Annotated in this window: 15 protein-coding genes; 3 read left to right on the top strand and 12 right to left on the bottom strand. The window is 72.6% G+C overall.

The features are described 5' to 3' along the window. Positions 1-145: 145 nt before the first annotated feature. The 3 genes from ACIQ9E_RS28260 to rimP all read right to left on the bottom strand — a co-directional run bounded on the left by ACIQ9E_RS28260 (position 146) and on the right by rimP (position 2,125). Positions 146-433 carry a YlxR family protein gene (locus tag ACIQ9E_RS28260; protein ID WP_403711763.1) on the bottom strand — a complete coding sequence of 96 codons (288 nt, stop codon included), beginning with the start codon at positions 431-433 and terminating at the stop codon, positions 146-148. Between the two features lie 178 nt (positions 434-611). Further along, the gene (nusA, locus tag ACIQ9E_RS28255) at positions 612-1,625 is read right to left on the bottom strand and encodes a transcription termination factor NusA (protein WP_403711761.1); all 1,014 of its coding nucleotides are present in this window, start codon (positions 1,623-1,625) and stop codon (positions 612-614) included. A 2-nt stretch (positions 1,626-1,627) separates the two neighbouring features. Continuing rightward, complete coding sequence (rimP, locus tag ACIQ9E_RS28250) at positions 1,628-2,125, bottom strand: ribosome maturation factor RimP (RefSeq protein WP_403711759.1); 498 nt, start codon at positions 2,123-2,125, stop codon at positions 1,628-1,630. 394 nt (positions 2,126-2,519) lie between these two features. On the opposite strand from rimP, the gene ACIQ9E_RS28245 reads away from it, so the two are divergent. The 3 genes from ACIQ9E_RS28245 to ACIQ9E_RS28235 are packed head-to-tail and all read left to right on the top strand — an operon-like array spanning position 2,520 to position 4,262. Continuing rightward, positions 2,520-2,870, top strand: a complete 351-nt coding sequence (locus ACIQ9E_RS28245) for a hypothetical protein (protein WP_403711757.1) — start codon at positions 2,520-2,522, stop codon at positions 2,868-2,870. Continuing rightward, complete coding sequence (locus ACIQ9E_RS28240; RefSeq protein ID WP_403711755.1) at positions 2,867-3,322, top strand: ferritin-like domain-containing protein; 456 nt, start codon at positions 2,867-2,869, stop codon at positions 3,320-3,322. Before ACIQ9E_RS28245 ends, ACIQ9E_RS28240 begins: the two co-directional genes overlap by 4 nt. Positions 3,323-3,359: 37 nt before the next feature. Beyond that, positions 3,360-4,262 carry an aminoglycoside phosphotransferase family protein gene (locus tag ACIQ9E_RS28235; protein ID WP_403711753.1) on the top strand — a complete coding sequence of 301 codons (903 nt, stop codon included), beginning with the start codon at positions 3,360-3,362 and terminating at the stop codon, positions 4,260-4,262. Between the two features lie 203 nt (positions 4,263-4,465). Here ACIQ9E_RS28235 and ACIQ9E_RS28230 read toward each other — a convergent pair whose 3' ends face one another. The 9 genes from ACIQ9E_RS28230 to ACIQ9E_RS28190 all read right to left on the bottom strand — a co-directional run bounded on the left by ACIQ9E_RS28230 (position 4,466) and on the right by ACIQ9E_RS28190 (position 17,417). After that, a complete protein-coding gene (locus ACIQ9E_RS28230) occupies positions 4,466-6,163 on the bottom strand; it encodes a proline--tRNA ligase (RefSeq protein ID WP_403711751.1) in 1,698 nt (565 codons plus the stop codon). Positions 6,164-6,241: 78 nt separating this feature from the next. Then, positions 6,242-6,811: a GNAT family N-acetyltransferase gene (locus ACIQ9E_RS28225; RefSeq protein ID WP_403711749.1), complete on the bottom strand. Its 570-nt coding sequence runs from the start codon at positions 6,809-6,811 to the stop codon at positions 6,242-6,244. 93 nt (positions 6,812-6,904) lie between these two features. Further along, positions 6,905-7,750 carry a GNAT family N-acetyltransferase gene (locus ACIQ9E_RS28220; protein WP_403711747.1) on the bottom strand — a complete coding sequence of 282 codons (846 nt, stop codon included), beginning with the start codon at positions 7,748-7,750 and terminating at the stop codon, positions 6,905-6,907. 618 nt (positions 7,751-8,368) lie between these two features. Next, positions 8,369-9,526 carry a flavodoxin-dependent (E)-4-hydroxy-3-methylbut-2-enyl-diphosphate synthase gene (gene ispG / locus ACIQ9E_RS28215; protein WP_366259738.1) on the bottom strand — a complete coding sequence of 386 codons (1,158 nt, stop codon included), beginning with the start codon at positions 9,524-9,526 and terminating at the stop codon, positions 8,369-8,371. A gap of 177 nt (positions 9,527-9,703) precedes the next feature. Further along, a complete protein-coding gene (locus ACIQ9E_RS28210) occupies positions 9,704-11,005 on the bottom strand; it encodes a M50 family metallopeptidase (protein ID WP_403711745.1) in 1,302 nt (433 codons plus the stop codon). After that, entirely contained in the window at positions 11,002-12,258 is a 1,257-nt protein-coding gene (gene dxr / locus ACIQ9E_RS28205) for a 1-deoxy-D-xylulose-5-phosphate reductoisomerase (RefSeq protein ID WP_403711743.1), read from the bottom strand. The genes ACIQ9E_RS28210 and dxr overlap by 4 nt, the downstream gene beginning before the upstream one ends. Before the next feature lie 202 nt (positions 12,259-12,460). Then, positions 12,461-14,410 (bottom strand): acyl-CoA dehydrogenase family protein, encoded by a 1,950-nt coding sequence (locus ACIQ9E_RS28200; protein WP_403711741.1) that lies wholly within the window; start codon positions 14,408-14,410, stop codon positions 12,461-12,463. Between the two features lie 314 nt (positions 14,411-14,724). Further along, positions 14,725-16,170, bottom strand: a complete 1,446-nt coding sequence (locus ACIQ9E_RS28195) for an aldehyde dehydrogenase family protein (protein WP_403711739.1) — start codon at positions 16,168-16,170, stop codon at positions 14,725-14,727. Positions 16,171-16,433: 263 nt separating this feature from the next. Continuing rightward, the gene (locus ACIQ9E_RS28190) at positions 16,434-17,417 is read right to left on the bottom strand and encodes an EamA family transporter (protein WP_403711737.1); all 984 of its coding nucleotides are present in this window, start codon (positions 17,415-17,417) and stop codon (positions 16,434-16,436) included. Between the last annotated feature and the right edge of the window lie 198 nt (positions 17,418-17,615).

The raw sequence follows: 17,615 nt of genomic DNA, 5'->3' as shown, positions 1-17,615 counted from the left end.
GCTCCTTTGAGGTCCGGATTACCGCCGGACCGTCGCTACTTCATGGGCGTACTCATCGCGTACTCATCGAGTGCTCATCGCAATCTCGACCTACTTCCGACTCGCGAGGTACCTGACCGCACGGGGTCCCGTGCCGTACTTCTTCTTACTCGTCCCGCTCCGTCACCGCCTGCACGTGCAGACGGAGTGCGGCCGTGTCGAGCGGGACCTCGGACCTGAGGGCCCGGGGAAACGCCCGGCGGCGGACCGCCTGGTCGAGACAGACCACGGCGGGGTGTACATACGCACCCCGGCCGGGCAGCGTACCGCGATCATCGGGGACGCACTCGTCCCCGATCCTCACGATGCGCAGAAGGTCGCTCTTGGCCGTCCGTTCGCGGCAGCCCACACACGTACGTTCAGGGCATGCGCCGACATGCGTCCGGCCAGACACGGTTAAGTCTACCTCCCCATAGCGACCTCACCCGTTTGGGGCAAAAATCGAACACTCATCTGTCTTGTTCGGCCACAGTGGGTGGCCGCGGGGCGCGGTTCCGGCCGGAGCCGGGTCACCGCCGGACCGTGATCCCGCAGCCCCGGGGCGACCGGGGTACGGAGCCTGCCGAGCGGGTTCAGCGGCCGTTCTGCTCCACGGGGGCATCGGCGGGCTGCTCGGTGTCCGAGCGGATGTCGATGCGCCAGCCGGTGAGGCGCGCGGCGAGCCGGGCGTTCTGCCCTTCCTTGCCGATCGCCAGCGAGAGCTGGTAGTCGGGGACGGTGACCCGGGCCGAGCGGGCGCCGAGGTCCACGACCTCCACCTTGCTGACCCGGGCCGGGGAGAGCGCGTTCGCCACCATCTCGGCCGGATCGTCCGACCAGTCGACGATGTCGATCTTCTCGCCGTGCAGTTCGGCCATCACATTGCGGACCCGGCCGCCCATCGGGCCGATGCAGGCGCCCTTGGCGTTCAGCCCGGCCCGGGTGGAGCGGACCGCGATCTTGGTGCGGTGGCCGGCCTCGCGGGCGATGGCGGCGATCTCGACGCTGCCGTCCGCGATCTCGGGGACCTCCAGCGCGAAGAGCTTCTTCACCAGGCTCGGGTGGGTGCGGGAGAGGGTGACGGACGGACCGCGCACCCCCTTGGCCACCCGGACGACATAGGTGCGCAGCCGGAGCCCGTGGGTGTACTCCTCGCCGGGGACCTGCTCCTGCACCGGCAGGATGGCCTCCAGCTTGTCGTCCAGCTTGACCAGGACGTTCTTCGGGTCCTTGCCCTGCTGTACCTGGCCGGAGACGATATCGCCCTCCCGGCGGGCGTACTCGCCGAAGGTGACGTCGTTCTCGGCGTCCCGCAGTCGCTGCTGGATGACCTGGCGGGCCGTGGTCGCGGCGATCCGGCCGAAGTCGGTCGGGGTGTCGTCGAAGTCCTTGGGCTCCTGGCCCTCCGGCACATCGGCCGGGTCCTCCTTGGCCCAGACGGTCACATGGCCGGTCTCCCGGCTCAGCACGACCCGGGCCTGGCGGCGGCTGTCCGGGGTGCGGTGGTACGCGATGAGGAGGGCCGACTCGATCGCCTCGACCAGCAGGTCGAAGGGAATCTCCTTCTCCTGTGCCAAGCCCTTCAGGAGCTTTACGTCGATATCCACGGCTACGCCTCCTCTTCCTTCTTGTCCTTGCGGTTGAACTCGATCTCGACACGCGCCGCGGCGATCTCGCCGAAGTCGATCCGGCGGGCGGTCGGCTTGCGCCCCTTGACCCCGGGAACCTCGGTGTCCACCCCGTCCTCGTCCACGGCGAGCACCCGGGCGACCAGTTCGCCGCCGTCGTGGAGGCGGAACTTCACCAGACGGCCGGCGGCGCGCACATAGTGGCGCGGTTCGGTCAGCGGACGGTCGGCGCCGGGCGAACCGACTTCGAGGGTGTACTCCTCTTCGCCCATCACATCGGACGCGTCGAGCGCGCCGGAGATCTCACGGCTCAGCTCGGCACACGCGTCGAGGGTGAGGCCCTCGTCGGAGTCGACGACGATTCTCAGCTGGCGGCGACGGCCCGCCCGGGTCACCTCGATCTCTTCGAGATCCAGTCCGGCGGCGCTGACGAGCGGATCCAGCAACCCGCGCAGCCTCTCGCTCTGGGTGGTGCTCATCCGGGTGACTCCTCGGCCGCGTGTGCTGTTGTGGGTCCGTCGCGTCCGTGCGGGGTGCCGTCACGGATGGTCGCGTGTCAGATCAAAGGGTATCCGGTCCGGAAGGGTGTTGCCGTCCACCCGAGGGTGACCCGCGGGTACGCTCGCCTGCGGCGATGATCATCACGGAACCACCGGCCGAATGAGGGAGAGACGCGTGAGGCGCCCGGGAACGACGAGACGAAGAGCGCTCGCAGTGACGGGCGCGACAGCAGGTGCGGTGGTGACAGGGGCGCTCTCCGGCTGCTCGGGTGAGCCGTCGGAGCCGGGCGGACGCGACCGCGCGCACGGCGCCGAGGGGGCGCGTGAACGGGGAAGCGCGCCGGGGGCGGCGGACGCGGCCCTGAGGAAACGGTTGGCCGCATCCGGTGGGGCGCTCCGGGACCGCTACGACGCGGTGATCGCCGCGCATCCGGCGCTGGCCGGACGGCTGGCACCGCTGCGGGCCGTATCCGCCGCGCACGCCACCGCCCTCGGCGGCGCCCCCGCGGGCGGCGGAGGCACCCCGGCGGCGGTCCCGCCCGACCCCTCGGCGGCACTGACGGAGCTGGCCGCCGCGGAGCGCCGGTCCTCCGCCGCCCACACCACCGCCCTCGCCGGGGCCGGACCCGAACTGGCACGGCTGCTCGCTTCGGTGGCCGCGGCCGGAGCGGCCAACGCCTATCTGCTGACCCGCCCCGCCGCATCCGGGGGCGAGGGCCGATGAGCGGGGACCGGGAGCCGCTGGCCGCCGTCCAGGCGGCACTCGCCGCCGAACACGCGGCGGTGTACGGGTACGGAGTCGTCGGCGCCCGCGTCGGCCCGGCCCGGCAGGCCGAGGCCCGCGCGGCCCACACCGCGCACCGCGCCCGCCGCGATGCCCTGATCCGGGCCGTCCGCGATCTGGGCGGCACCCCCGTGGCCGCCGCACCCGCCTACGCCCTGCCCTTCCCCGTACCGGACGCCGCAGCCGCCGGACGCCTCGCGGCCCATCTGGAGGACCGGACCGCCGGTGCCTGCTCCGACCTGGTCAGGGCCGCGCAAGGCCCGCTGCGGACCGAGGCGGCCGCCGCACTGCGGGAGGCGGCGGTGCGGTCGGTGCGCTGGACCGGCACCGGCGTAGCCTTTCCTGGGCTCGCCGAGCGGTCGGCGGGCACCGGCCGTCCGGCCGGAGCGTAGGAGTGCCCACACGGGCATGAGAGGAAGTCGCACAGGCATGGATTTCGAAGCGCCCCGGCGTCTGGTGCGGGCGCTCGCCGAAGGCGACGGCACACAGGAGGACGCTCTCTGGCTGGAACGGCTGCCGGAGCTGCTCGCCCGCACGGTCGAAGAGACCGGTGTGGCCGTCGACCGGGTGGTGGCACCCGGCGGCCGGGGCAGCCTCGTCGCCCTCGTCCACCTCCCCGACGGCACCCCTGCGGCCCTCAAGCTCGCCCCGCCGTCCGCCGCGACCGGCCACGAGCGGACCGCCCTGGAAACCTGGGACGGCTCCGGGGCCGTCCGGCTCCTCGGCGCCGCGGGCCCCGCCGGGCTGCTGCTGGAACGGCTCCACCCCGAAGTGTCCGTACGCTCCCTGCCCGAGGCCAAAGCCGTCCTGGAGGCCTCGGGCACCCTGCGCAGGCTCTGGGCCCCGCCGCCCCCCGGGCACGGCCTCCCCTCCGTGGCGGACCGCACGGCCACCGCGGCGGAGCGGCTGCGGACCGCGGACTGCGGCGACACCGTGGCACCCCTGATCTCCGCCGCGCTGGAGGTACGGGAGGAGCTGCTGGCCGCCGGGGAACCCGAGGCCCTCCTGCTGCACGGCTGCTTCCACCAGGGCAAGGTGCTGGCCGGTGACCGGGCCCCGTGGCTCGCGGTCGGCCCGTCGCCGCTCGTCGGGGAACGCGCCTACGATCTGGCGCGGCTGGCCCGGGACCGCGCGGAGGACCTGGTCGCCACCACCGCGGGCCCCTCGACGGCCCGCCGCCGGGTGGGGCGCCTCGCCGACTCGCTGGACCTGGACCGGGACCGGGTCCTCGGCTGGACGCTGTTCCGCACGGTCACGGCGGCGATCGCGGCGATGCGCGCGGGCCGCGCGCGGGAGGCGGAACCGCTGCTGGAGTTCGCGTCCTGGCTGTAGCGCGGGCCGCTGGGGCGCGGTGCGTGCCGCTGGGGCGCGGTGCCCGGCGGGGGCTGTATTCCGGCTGCGGGCCGTGGCCGGCTGGTCGCGCAGTTCCTCGCGCCCCCAGGTACGTGTGCTCTCCGCCCCCGCGGTGGCCGGGTCGTTGAGGAGCAGCCCGCAGCCCGGGGCCGGGGGCAACCCCAGCCCCGGCCCCCGGGGGGCTACGGCGTCAGACGGGCGATCGCCTCCGCCAGCGGCAGTTCCTCGCGCTCACCCGTGCGGCGGTCCTTCAGTTCCACCACGCCCTCGGCGACCCTGCGGCCGGCGACCAGGATCTTCGGGACGCCGATCAGCTCCGCGTCGGTGAACTTGACACCCGGGGAGACCCCGGGGCGCTCGTCGACCAGGACCCGCAGGCCCGCCGCCGCCAGCTGCTCGGCCGCTTCGAGGGCGAACTCGGTCTGGGCGGCCTTGCCCGCGGCGACCACGTGGACGTCCGCGGGGGCGATCTCCGCGGGCCAGCACAGGCCCTGCTCGTCGGCGGTCTGCTCGGCGAGCGCGGCGACGGCGCGGGAGACCCCGATCCCGTACGAACCCATCGTCACCCGCTCGGGCTTGCCGTTCCGGCCGAGGACGTCGAGCTGGAAGGCATCCGCGTACTTGCGGCCCAGCTGGAAGATATGGCCGATCTCGATGGCCCGGTCCAGCTTGAGGCCGTGGCCGCACTTGGGGCAGGGGTCGCCTTCCTCGACGACGACCACGTCGAGGTACTCGTCGACCTCGAAGTCGCGGCCCGCGACGACGTTGCGGGCGTGGAAGCCCGCCTCGTTGGCGCCGGTGATCCAGGCCGTACCGGCGGCGACGCGCGGGTCGGCCAGATAGCGGACCTTGTCGAGACCCTGGGGGCCGACGTAGCCGCGGACCAGGTCGGGGCGGCCGGTGAAATCGTCGGCGGTGACGAGTTCGACCTCGGCGGGGGCGAGGTGCTCGGCGAGCTTGCCGAGGTCGACCTCGCGGTCCCCGGGGACGCCGACGGCGACGATCTCGCCGTCGACCTTGACCAGGAGGTTCTTCAGGGTCGCCGACGCGGGCACCCCGAGGTGGGCCGCCAGGGTTTCGATGGTCGGGGTGTCCGGGGTGTCCAGCCGCTCCACGGCCGGGTGCTCCACCGTCTCCGCGGCGGGCACGGTGAAGGTGACCGCTTCGGTGTTGGCGGCGTAGTCGCAGGAGGTGCAGTGGACGAAGGTGTCCTCACCGGCGGCGGCGGGCGCCAGGAACTCCTCGGAGGCGGAGCCGCCCATCGCGCCGGAGACGGCGGAGACGATGCGGTGGTCCAGCCCCAGCCGCCGGAAGATCTTGATGTACGCCTCGCGGTGGAGCGCGTAGGACTCCGCCAGACCCTCGTCGGTGGTGTCGAAGGAGTACGAGTCCTTCATCAGGAACTCGCGGCTGCGCAGGATGCCGGACCGGGGCCGGGCCTCGTCGCGGTACTTCGTCTGGATCTGGTAAAGGACGACCGGCAGATCCTTGTAGGACGAACACTGGTCCTTCACCAGCAGGGTGAAGATCTCCTCGTGGGTGGGGCCGAGGAGGTAGTCGGCGCCCTTGCGGTCCTTGAGCCGGAACAGCTCGGCGCCGTACTCGTCCCAGCGGCCGCTGGCCTCGTAGGGCTCCTTCGGCAGCAGCGCGGGCAGCGACACCTCCTGGGCGCCCGCGGCATCCATCTCCTCACGGACGACCCGGGTGATGTTGTCGAGGACGGCCTTGCCCAGCGGCAGCCAGGACCAGATGCCGGCCGCGTTGCGCCGTACGTACCCGGCGCGGACCAGGAGCTTGTGGCTGAGGGTCTCCGCGTCTGCCGGGTCGTCGCGCAGTGTCTTGACCATCAGACGGGACATGCGCTGGACCTGGGCTGCCATGGGAATCTCCTGCGTGAACGACCTGCGTGAAGAAGGTGATGGGCAGGAGGTTAGCCGGGCGGCGGGGGCAGGCGGAAATCAGTTGCCGCGCGACAGCGGCAGCGGAGCGCCCATCACGGCGTACGGGCGGGGTGCGCTGGGGAAGTGGACACGGCGCGCGAGATCCCGGTAGCCGAGGCTCCGGTAGAGGGCGCGGGCGGGTGATTCGGTGTCGATGGCGGACAGGATGGAGCGGGGTTCGGCGGCGCCGTCGGTGATGGCGGTGATCAGCCCGCGGCCCAGGCCCCGCCCCTGGAACCGGGGGTGGACGTGCAGTTCGGTGATGACGAACGAACCGTCCAGCCAGGGTTCGCTGCCGGTGGCGCGGAGGTACGGCTCCACCACGGTGGACCACCAGTGGGCGCGGCTGTTGGGCATTCCGTACACGAAGCCGACGAGCCGTCCGGTGCCGGTGAGGGCGGCGAAGCCGCGGGCGCCCGGCTGGAGCAGATGGCGCTGGACGATGGGGCGGCGGACCTCGACCTCGGCATGGGTCAGTCCGAAGGCGAGTGCCTGCACCATCAGGGCCTCGTCGAGCCGGGCCGCGAGATCGACCGGCTCGACGGTGGCGGCGGGGAGGTGGGGGACGTCCCCGAGGTCTGATGCCATGCGCGCACCCTACTGGCCCGGACCGGTGCGGCGGGTGGTGGTTTCCGTGGCGCGGGTGGCGCGGGGGGCGCCGGGAGAGGGGTGGACCCGGGTTCAGAAGAGGATGCTCATAAACGCGCCGACCTCTCGGAAGCCGACCCTCCGGTAGGCGGCCCTGGCGGGGGTGTTGTAGTCGTTGACGTACAGGCTGACGACGGGGGCGACATCGGCGAGGGCGTACCGCAGTACGGCGGCCATCCCCGTCTCCGAGAGTCCGCGCCCGCGGTACTCGGGGTCGACCCAGACGCCCTGGATCTGGCAGGCCTGGGTGGTGGCCGCGCCGATCTCGGCCTTGAAGACCACCCGGCCGCCGTCGATCCGGGCGAAGGAGCGGCCGGAGCCGACGAGCTCGGCGACGCGGGCCTGGTAGAGGAGGCCGCCGTCGCCCGCCATCGGGGAGACCCCGACCTCCTCGGTGAACATGGCCACGCACGCGGGCATGATCACCTCCATCTCGTCCTTGCGGATGCGGCGGACGTGCGGATCGGGCTCGATACCGGGCGCGGTCGTCTCGGTCACCATCAGCGGCTGATGGGCGCGGATATCGCGGGCGGGGCCCCAGTGGGGTTCGAGGAGCCGCCACAGCTGGGAGGTCGGCCCGGCCGGGCCGACGATGGAGGAGCAGCGGCGGCCGGTGCGGCGGGCCCGGTCGGCGAAGGCGCGCACGGCCTCGGGGGTGGCGCAGACGGGGACGAGGTTGGCCCCGGAGTAGCAGAGGGAACGGAGCCGTCCTTCCGCGTACCAGCCCCACATCTCACCGCCGAGGCGCCAGGGGTCGAGCCCGGCGACCTGGACCCGTGAGGTGACAAAAGCATTCTCCACGGGTTCGCTCTCCAGCACGGCGAGCGCGGCGCCGAGGTCGCTGGGTTCGAGGACCCGGGTGGTGGTCTGCGTCAACACGAAGGGGCCTCACCGTACGGTCTGCTGATCTCCGCACTGTACCCGCCGGGTGCCGCGGGTGCCGAGCGTACGGACGCCGGTCCGCGGCCGCGGATGCGGGCGGTACGCGGCGCGGGAGTTCCGGCGGCGGGGGTGGTACGGGGGTGCTCTCCGCGCCCGGCGCGGCCGCGGGCGCAGGGGGCGTGCGCGGGGCCGGTCCGCGGCCGCTCCGGAGCGGGTGGCTCCCGGGCCCTGGTGCTCCGGGATACCCCGGCCGGTACGGATCCGGAAACTCGGGCGGCCCCGGACCCGAGACGGCCCGCGCCCGGGGCCGCGTCCGCCCGGGAGTGGAGGCTCCGCCCCGTGGAACCGTCACCGGACGCCGGCCCGGGCGCTTCCGGTGCCCGGCACCGGCGGCGCCGAGCCGTACGGGGTGGCGAGGCCGCCCGGCCTCCGACCGGGCCGGCTGGGCCCGGGGGTGGTGCGCGGCGGGTCCGGGAACGGCCGGCCCGGAGCGGCCGGAGTCCGGGAGCCTCCTGAGGGGCCCGGCCGGGTACCGGCCTCGCGGCGCAGGGGGCCCTGGGCGGAAAGACCCGGGCCCGGTCCGGGCCCGGATCGCCGCGATGCTCCCCGCAGGGGTCAGGCGCCGATGGCGACCGTCGGTTCGCCCGAGGCGACGCCGTCCTTCTCCATCTGCTCCGCGATCTTCATCGCCTCTTCGATCAGGGTCTCGACGATCTTCGACTCGGGGACGGTCTTGATCACCTCGCCCTTGACAAAGATCTGGCCCTTGCCGTTGCCGGAGGCGACGCCGAGGTCGGCCTCGCGCGCCTCTCCCGGACCGTTGACGACGCAGCCCATGACGGCGACCCGCAGCGGGACCTCCATGCCCTCCAGACCGGCGGTCACCTCGTCGGCGAGCTTGTAGACATCGACCTGGGCGCGGCCGCAGGAGGGGCAGGAGACGATCTCCAGACGCCGCTGGCGCAGATTGAGCGATTCGAGGATCTGGATGCCGACCTTGACCTCCTCCGCGGGCGGGGCGGAGAGGGAGACCCGGATGGTGTCGCCGATGCCCTCGCTGAGGAGCGCGCCGAACGCCACCGCGGACTTGATGGTGCCCTGGAACGCCGGACCCGCCTCGGTGACACCGAGGTGGAGCGGGTAGTCGCACTGGGCGGCCAGCTGCCGGTAGGCGTTGACCATCACGACGGGGTCGTTGTGCTTGACGGAGATCTTGATATCGCGGAAGCCGTGCTCCTCGAAGAGGGAAGCCTCCCAGAGCGCGGACTCGACCAGCGCCTCCGGGGTGGCCTTGCCGTACTTCTGGAGCAGACGGCGGTCCAGGGAACCGGCGTTGACGCCGATCCGGATCGGGGTGCCCGTCTCGCCCGCGGCCTTGGCGATCTCCTTGACCTGGTCGTCGAACTGCTTGATGTTGCCGGGGTTGACCCGGACCGCCGCGCAGCCGGCGTCGATCGCGGCGAAGACGTACTTCGGCTGGAAGTGGATGTCGGCGATCACCGGGATCTGGGACTTGCGGGCGATCACGGCGAGGGCGTCGGCGTCGTCCTGGGTCGGGCAGGCGACCCGGACGATCTGGCAGCCGGACGCGGTCAGCTCGGCGATCTGCTGGAGGGTGGCGCCGATGTCGGAGGTCCTGGTGGTGGTCATGGACTGGACCGAGACGGGCGCGTCCCCGCCGACGGCGACTGATCCGACCTGGATCTTCCGGCTCACGCGGCGGTCCGCGAGCTTGGTCGGAACGGAAGGCATACCGAGAGAAATCGCGGTCATCAGCAGTGCTACCCCATGGTGTGGACGTGGCCCCGAAGAACGGCGGGCTCAGGCCATCGAGGTTACGGCACCGGGGTTGACGCGAGCACATCGCGCGCCCGAACCGCCCGAAGGTGACGGCGGCCGAGCGTGTGTGCGCTCGGCCGCCGTAGCCGGTTTCCCTAGGTCAACCGCCGATCAGGTGATTTTGACCGGATTGACGATATCGGCGACCAGAACCAGCAGGGTGAAGCAGATGAAGATGCCCGCGACCACATAGGCGACCGGCATCAGCTTGGCCACGTCGAACGGGCCGGGGTCGGGCCGCCGGAAGAGCCGGGCGATCCGGCGCCGTACCGACTCCCAGAGCGCCCCCGCGATATGGCCGCCGTCCAGTGGCAGCAGCGGCAGCATATTGAAGAGGAAGAGGGAGAGGTTGAAGCCCGCGAGCAGCATCAGGAACATCGCGAAGAGGTTCTGCGCGGGTGCGTCGAGGGTCATCACCTCTCCGCTGATCCGGGCGGCGCCGACCACACCGACCGGGGAGTCGTCCTTGCGCTCGGCGTCGGCGAAGGCGGCGTTCCACAGGTCGGGGACCTTGGCGGGGAGCGCGATGATCGACTCGACGCCGTTTTCGAGCATATCGCCCATACGGTCGACGGAGTCGCCGAAGGAGAGCGGGAGGATCTCGGTCTTCGCGGCGAAGCCCAGATAGCCGGCCGGAACGTACTCGCCGGGAACGACCTCGCCGTCGGAGTCCTTCTTGGCCACCATGTTCTCGCGGAGGGTCGCGTGCAGGACGACTTCCTGCCCGCCGCGCTCGACGGTGATGGTGGCCGGGCCGATGGTGTCGCGGATCCGGTCGGAGAGGGTCGCCCAGTCCTTCACCGGTGTGCCGTTGAAGGCGGTGATCGTGTCGCCGGTCCGCAGCCCGGCGGCCCGGGCGGGCGAGACGGGATCGCCGGCGGCGCAGGTGTCGCGGTCGGCGCTCTGCGAGATCACGCACTGCTGCACCCCGGCGACCTGGGTGGTCTGGGTGGAGAAGCCGAAGGTCATCGAGACGCCGAGGAAGATCGCGACGGCGAGCACCAGGTTCATAAAGGGCCCGGCGAACATCACGATCACGCGCTTCCAGGGCCTGCGCGTATAGAAGAGCCGGTTCTCGTCGCCGGGTTCCAGTTCCTCGTACGCGGCGGTCCTGGCGTCTTCGATCATGCCGCGCCAGGGGGAGGTGGAGCGGGCCTCGACCCGTCCGTCGGCACCCGGCGGGAACATGCCGATCATGCGGATGTAGCCGCCGAGGGGGACGGCCTTGATGCCGTACTCCGTCTCGCCCTTCTTCCGGGACCAGAGGGTCGGCCCGAAACCGACCATGTACTGCGGTACCCGGATGCCGAACAGCTTGGCCGTCGACAGATGGCCCAGTTCGTGCCAGGCGATGGAGAACAGCAGCCCCACCGCGAACATCACGATGCCGAGCACCGTCAACAACATCGTCATGCGCGCGCCTCCGCCGTGGCTTTCGCCGCCAGTTCCCGGGCCCGGGCGCGGGCCCGGTCCTCCGCCTGCAGGACGTCCTCGACCGTGAGCCGGGTTCCCCTCGCGGGCACCCCGTGTTCGGTGACGACCTCCGTGACCGTATCCATGATTCCGTTGAACGGCAGCTTTCCGGCGAGGAACGCGTCCACGCACTCCTCGTTGGCTGCGTTGAATACGGCGGGGGCGGTACCGCCGAGTTCGCCGACGTGGCGGGCGAGTCCTACGGAGGGGAAGGCCTCGGTGTCCAGCGGGAAGAACTCCCAGGTGGAGGCCTTGGTCCAGTCGAAGGCGGGGGCGGCGTCCGGGATCCGTTCGGGCCAGCCGACGCCGATGGCGATGGGGCCGCGCATATCGGGCGGGGTGGCCTGGGCGAGGGTGGAGCCGTCGCTGAACTCCACCATGGAGTGGACGTACGACTGGGGGTGGACGACGACCTCGATACGGTCGAAGGGGATGTCGTACAGCAGATGTGCCTCGATGACTTCGAGGCCCTTGTTGACCAGGGTGGCGCTGTTGACGGTGATCACCGGGCCCATCGCCCAGGTGGGGTGCGCCAGGGCGTCCGCGGGGGTGACGGCGGCGAGTTCCGAGCGGGTACGGCCGCGGAAGGGGCCGCCGGAGGCGGTGACCACCAGCTTCCGCACATCGGCGCGGGTGCCGGCGGCCAGCGCCTGGAAGAGCGCGGCGTGCTCGGAGTCCACGGGGATGATCTGGCCGGGCCGGGCCAGCTCCTTGACCAGCGGCCCGCCGACGATCAGGGACTCCTTGTTGGCGAGGGCGAGGGTGCGCCCGGCCTTCAGCGCGGCGAGCGTCGGCGCCAGACCGATGGAGCCCGTGATGCCGTTGAGCACGGTGTGGCAGTCGGTGGCGGCCAGTTCGGCGGCGGCGGCGGGCCCGGCGAGGATCTCGGGCTGCGGCTCGCCGCCGTACTCGGCGGACAGTGCCTCGCGCAGGGCGGGTACGGCGTCCTCCCGGGCGACCGCGACGGCCGTCACCCGCAACGTCCTGGCCTGCTCGGCGAGGAGACCGACCCGGCCGCCCGCCGCGGAGAGCGCGGTCACCCGGAACCGGTCCGGATTGCGCAGCACGAGGTCGATGGCCTGCGTGCCGATGGAGCCGGTCGAGCCGAGGACGACGAGGTCCCGCGGGCCGGTGCCCGGGTCGGGCGCGAAGACGGTGTGCGGATCGGCGAGGGGGGATGGGCTGTCGCTCATGCCCCCCATTGTGTCCGTAATACCGCCGCCTTGGACCAGCGCGGGTCGGTCGGCGGCGCGGCGGGGCGCCTCCGGCGCGGGCCGGGCGGGCGGATCCGTCCCGGGGAACCGGTCTTCCCCGGGCCGTGCGCCCTCGCGCGCGGGGCGTCGGGGGCGCCCGGGCCTGCCGTGGTGACCGCCGCCGGGAGGCGGGCCGCGGGCGTCAGGGGATCGGGCGGTGGACGTTCTCGCGGCGGGAGGGTCCGGGGGTGGCGTCGGCGATCCACGGGGCGTCGCCGCTGGGGTCGATCACGCCCTCCTCCAGCCAGGTGTACGCACCGGCCAGCACCCTGCCGACGACCTTGCGGTCGATATCGTCGGTGTTCTTCCAGAGCCGTCCGAACAGCTCCTCCACCCGCAGTCTGGACTGCCGGCAGAACGCGTCGGCCAGCTGGTACGCCTCCCGGCCGTGGCCGTCCCCGCCGCCGCGCAGCAGCTCCGCGCGGACACAGGCGGCGCTCATCGCGAACAGCTCGGCGCCGATGTCGACGATCCGGCCGAGGAAGCCCTGTTTGGTCTCCATCCGGCCCTGCCAGCGGGCCATGCCGAGGAAGGTGGCGCGGGCGAGCCGGCGCGAGGCACGTTCCGCGTAGCGCAGATGGGTGCCCAGATCGGGGTGGCCGTCGGGGTGGAATTCCTGGTACGAGGTGGGGAGCCGCCCCGGGCCGGTGACGAGCTGCGGCAGCCAGCGGGCGTAGAAGGCCCCCGCCTGGGCGCCCGCCTTCGCCTTGTCGCCCAGGGAGGTGTCGGGGTCGATGAGCCCGCCCGCGACCTTGAGGTGGGCGTCGACGGCCTCGCGGGCGATCAGCAGATGCATGATCTCCGTGGAGCCCTCGAAAATACGGTTGATCCGCAGATCGCGCAGCAGCTGTTCGGCGGCGACGGCCCGTTCGCCGCGGGCGGCCAGCGATGCGGCGGTCTCGAAGCCGCGGCCGCCGCGGATCTGGACCAGTTCGTCGGCGATCAGGCAGGCCATTTCGGAGCCGTACAGCTTGGCGAGGGCGGCTTCGATGCGAATGTCGTTGCGGTCCTCGTCGGCCAGCTGGGAGGCCAGGTCGACGACGGCTTCGAGGGCGAAGGTGGTGGCCGCGATGAAGGAGATCTTCGCGCCGACGGCCTCGTGGCGGGCGACCGGCCGGCCCCACTGCTCACGGACCTCCGACCATTCGCGGGCGATCTTCAGACACCACTTCCCCGCGCCGACGCACATCGCGGGGAGGGAGAGCCGGCCGGTGTTGAGGGTGGTGAGGGCGATCTTCAGGCCGGCTCCCTCGGGGCCGATCCGGTTGGCCGCCGGGACCCGGACCCGGTGGAAGCGGGTGACGCCGTTCTCCAGACCGCGCAGCCCCATGAAGGAGTTGCGGTTCTCGACCGTGATGCCTTCGCTGTTCGCCTCGACGACGAAGGCGGTGATCCCGCCGGGGTGGTCGTCCGACTTCGGCACCCGGGCCATCACCACCAGGAGGTCGGCGACGACGCCGTTGGTCGTCCACAGCTTCACCCCGTCGAGGACGTACGCGTCGCCGTCCGGCAGGGCCGTGGTGGCCAGCCGGGCCGGGTCGGAGCCCACGTCCGGCTCGGTGAGCAGGAAGGCGGAGATGTCGTGGCGGGCCAGCCGGGGCAGGAAGGCGTCCTTCTGCTCCTGGGTGCCGAAGAGCTTCAGCGGCTGCGGTACGCCGATGGACTGGTGCGCGGAGAGCAGGGCGCCGATCGCGGGGCTGGCGGAGCCGGCGAGGGCGAGTGCCTTGTTGTAGTAGACCTGGGTGAGGCCGAGGCCCCCGTACTTGGGGTCGATCTTCATGCCGAGCGCGCCGAGCTTCCGCAGCCCGTCGATCATCTCGTCGGGGATCCGGTCCTCCCGTTCGATCAGCGCGCCGTCGACCGAGGATTCGCAGAAGGCCCGGAGCCGGGAGAGGAACTCCTCGCCGCGCCGTACGTCCTCGCCCGCGGGGAGGGGGTGCGGGTGGATCAGGTCGAGCCGGAACCGTCCGAGGAACAGCTCCTTGGCGAAGCTCGGCTTGCGCCAGTCCTGTTCGCGGGCGGCCTCGGCGACCTGCCGGGCCTCCCGCTCGGTGACCCTGGGGGGCCGGTCCTTCTCCAGTGGTGCGGTCATGAGGTCCACCTCGCCGCGGTGTCGTGGTGCGGGCGTCGTCGGGTTGCGGCCGGGCGGGCGCGGGCTCGCTACCGGCCGGTGCTACTGCCTCGTACTCCCTCGTACACCTTTCGTCCTACCCGATCTCCGGCGGGTACACCATCCCGCCGGATCCGGTCGGGGGACGGATTCCCGGGCGACTCCGGCCGCGGGGGACGGGTTCCCGCACGGCCCGGCACCGGGGGCGGCCGGGCCGGCGTCCGCACCCGGGAAACACGGCGGCCGGAGCCCCCGCACAGCAGGGCTCCGGCCGCCGGGCCTGAAGGGAGCGGGCCTCAGAGGGCCAGACCGGTGAGGACCAGCACGCGCTCGTAGGTGTAGTCGTCCATCGCGTACGCGACCCCCTCACGGCCGACGCCGGACTGCTTGGCGCCGCCGTACGGCATCTGGTCCGCACGGTAGGAGGGTACGTCGCCGACGATCACGCCGCCGACCTCCAGGGCCCGGTGGGCGCGGAACGCGGTTTGGACGTCATGGGTGAAGACGCCCGCCTGGAGGCCGTACTTGGAGTCGTTGACGGCCGCGAAGGCGGCGTCCTCGCCGTCCACCCGGGTGACGGTGAGCACCGGGCCGAAGACCTCCTCGCAGGAGATCGTGGTCCCGGCCGGAACCTCGGCGAGCACGGTCGGCGCGTAGGTGGCGCCGTCGCGCTTGCCGCCCGCCAGCAGGACGGCGCCCGCGGCGACGGCCTCGTCGACCCAGGACTCCACCCGGCGGGCGGCGTCCTCGCTGACCAGCGGGCCGACATCGGTGGCGGCGTCCGACGGGTCGCCGGTGACCTGGGCCTCGACGGCCGCGACGATCTTCGGCAGCAGCCGGTCGTAGACAGAGGCGTCGGCGATCACCCGCTGGACGGAGATGCAGGACTGGCCGCCCTGGTAGTTGGAGAAGGTCGCGATCCGGCTCGCGGCCCAGTCCAGATCGGCCTCGGAGGACCAGTCGGCGAGGACGACGGCGGCGCCGTTGCCGCCCAGCTCCAGGGTGGTGTGCTTACGCGGCACCGAGTCCATGATCGCGTACCCGACCGGGCCGGAGCCGGTGAAGGAGATCACCGGCAGCCGCTCGTCCTGGACCAGGGCGGGCATCCGCTCGTTGGGGACGGTCAGCACGGACCAGGAACCGGCCGGGAGGTCGGTCTCGGCCAGCAGCTCGCCCAGGACCAGCGAGGAGATCGGGGTCGCCGGGGCGGGCTTGAGGATGATCGGCGCGCCGACGGCGATGGCCGGGGCGACCTTGTGGGCGCTGAGGTTCAGCGGGAAGTTGAACGGCGCGATGCCGAGGACGACGCCGCGCGGCACCCGGCGGGTGAGCGCGAGCCGGCCGGTGCCTCCGGCGTCGGTGTCCAGCCGCTGCGCGTCGCCTCCGTTGAAGCGGCGGGCCTCCTCGGCGGCGAACCGGAACACGGACACGGCCCGGCCGACCTCGCCGCGGGCCCACTTGATGGGCTTTCCGTTCTCGGCGGAGATGAGCTGCGCGATCTCCTCGGTGCGCTCGGCGAGCCGGCGCGAGACGTGGTCGAGGGCGGCGGCCCGGACATGGGCGGGAGTCGCCGCGAATTCGTCCCGTACGGCGTAGGCGGCGGCGACGGCCTCCTCGACCTGCTCCTCGGTCGGTACGGAGACCGTGCCGACGAGCCGTCCGTCCCACGAGTTGGTGACGTCGAACGAGGTCTCACCGGTGGCCTGGCGGCCGGCGAGCCAGAAGGCGTGGGTGGAGGTCATGTCCCGGCCCTTCCGAGGTAGGAGTTGGGGGTGTGCGGTCCCACGGTAGGTGCGGGAGGCCGCGGGGTCGTTTGTCCGGGGTGGAGTGGTCGGCTCCGGGGACCTGACGCTTTGGCGCGGCAGGGAGGGTACGGGGCGGTGCGGGGCCCCGGGCCGGGGCGGGGTCTCCGGGCCGGGGCGGGGTCTCCGGGCCGGGGCGCGGGTCAGCGGGCCGGGGCGCGGGTCAGATGGCCGGGGCGCGGGTCAGATGGCCGGGGCGCGGGTCAGCGGCGGCGTTCGGTGCTCACGATGAGACAGACCGCGGCGACCACGATCCCGCCGCCGAGGAGGATCGGCCAGGTGACGGGCTCGCTGAGGAACACGGCGCCGAGGAAGACCGCGACGACCGGGTTCACATACGCGTAGGTGGCGACCAGTGACAGCGGCGCGGAGTGCAGCAGCCAGGCGTAGGCGGTGAACGCCACCAGGGAGCCGAAGACCACCAGATAGGCGAGGGCCAGCCAGGAACGGGTGGACACCTCGGCGACCGAGAACCCGAGGTGCTCGCCGCGGCCGAGCCCCACCAGGGCGCAGCCGATGCCGCCCGCGACCATCTCGTAAGCACTGGCGGTGAAGGGATTGCCCGGCATCGGGATCCGGGAGGAGAAGAAGGACCCCACGGACCAGCTCACGGTGGCCGCGATCACGATCAGTACGCCCCAGAGCCGGACGTCGCCGCTGAGACCGGGCAGGGTGAGGACCGCGAGCCCGGCGAGGCCGATGGCGACACCGGTGTACGCGCGGCCGCCCGGCCGCTCGCCGGACGCGCGCCGGAGCACGACGACCCAGGCGGGCACGATGGCGACGAGGAGCGCCGCGAGCCCGGAGGGGATGGCGGTCTCGGCGAGGACGACGAGACTGTTGCCGCCGAGGAGGAGCAGCAGGCCGACGAGGACGGCGGAACCGAGCTGCGCCCGGGTGACCTTCAGGGCGGCGGGGCCCTGCCGCCAGGCGACGATCGCCCCGAGGAGCAGTCCGGCGAGCGCGAACCTGGCCCCGGCCGAGAGGAACGGCGGCAGGGTCTCGACGGCGACGGCTATGCCGAGGTAGGTCGAGCCCCAGACGACGTACACGATGGCGAGGGCGCCCCAGACGGCGCCGGTGATCCGGCGTCCGGTGGGGGTGGTGCCCGCGGGGGCGGTACCCGTGGGGAGAACCGGTTCGGTACCGGCGGCGGGCAGGCCCACGGCGGGGGCGGGTCGGGTCATCGAGGTCCTTCACGGGGCGCTCGGACGTATCCGGGGCGGCCGGGCGTCCGGGAACGGAGGGGAGGGCGACGGAGCGGTCCCGAGCGGACCGAACGTCAGCAACGACGAGGACTTTAGGTACTGACAGCGGCTGCTGCCAAGAGTTCTGCCCGTCATCGGGCAGAAACCAGGGAGCTGCGGGCCCGGCCGAGGTCCGGG

The organism is Streptomyces sp. NPDC094448, from assembly GCF_044763775.1.
Taxonomy (GTDB): domain Bacteria; phylum Actinomycetota; class Actinomycetes; order Streptomycetales; family Streptomycetaceae; genus Streptomyces.
The sequence above is the reverse complement of the archived record's forward strand: the minus strand, read 5'-3'. Positions and strand labels throughout refer to the sequence as shown.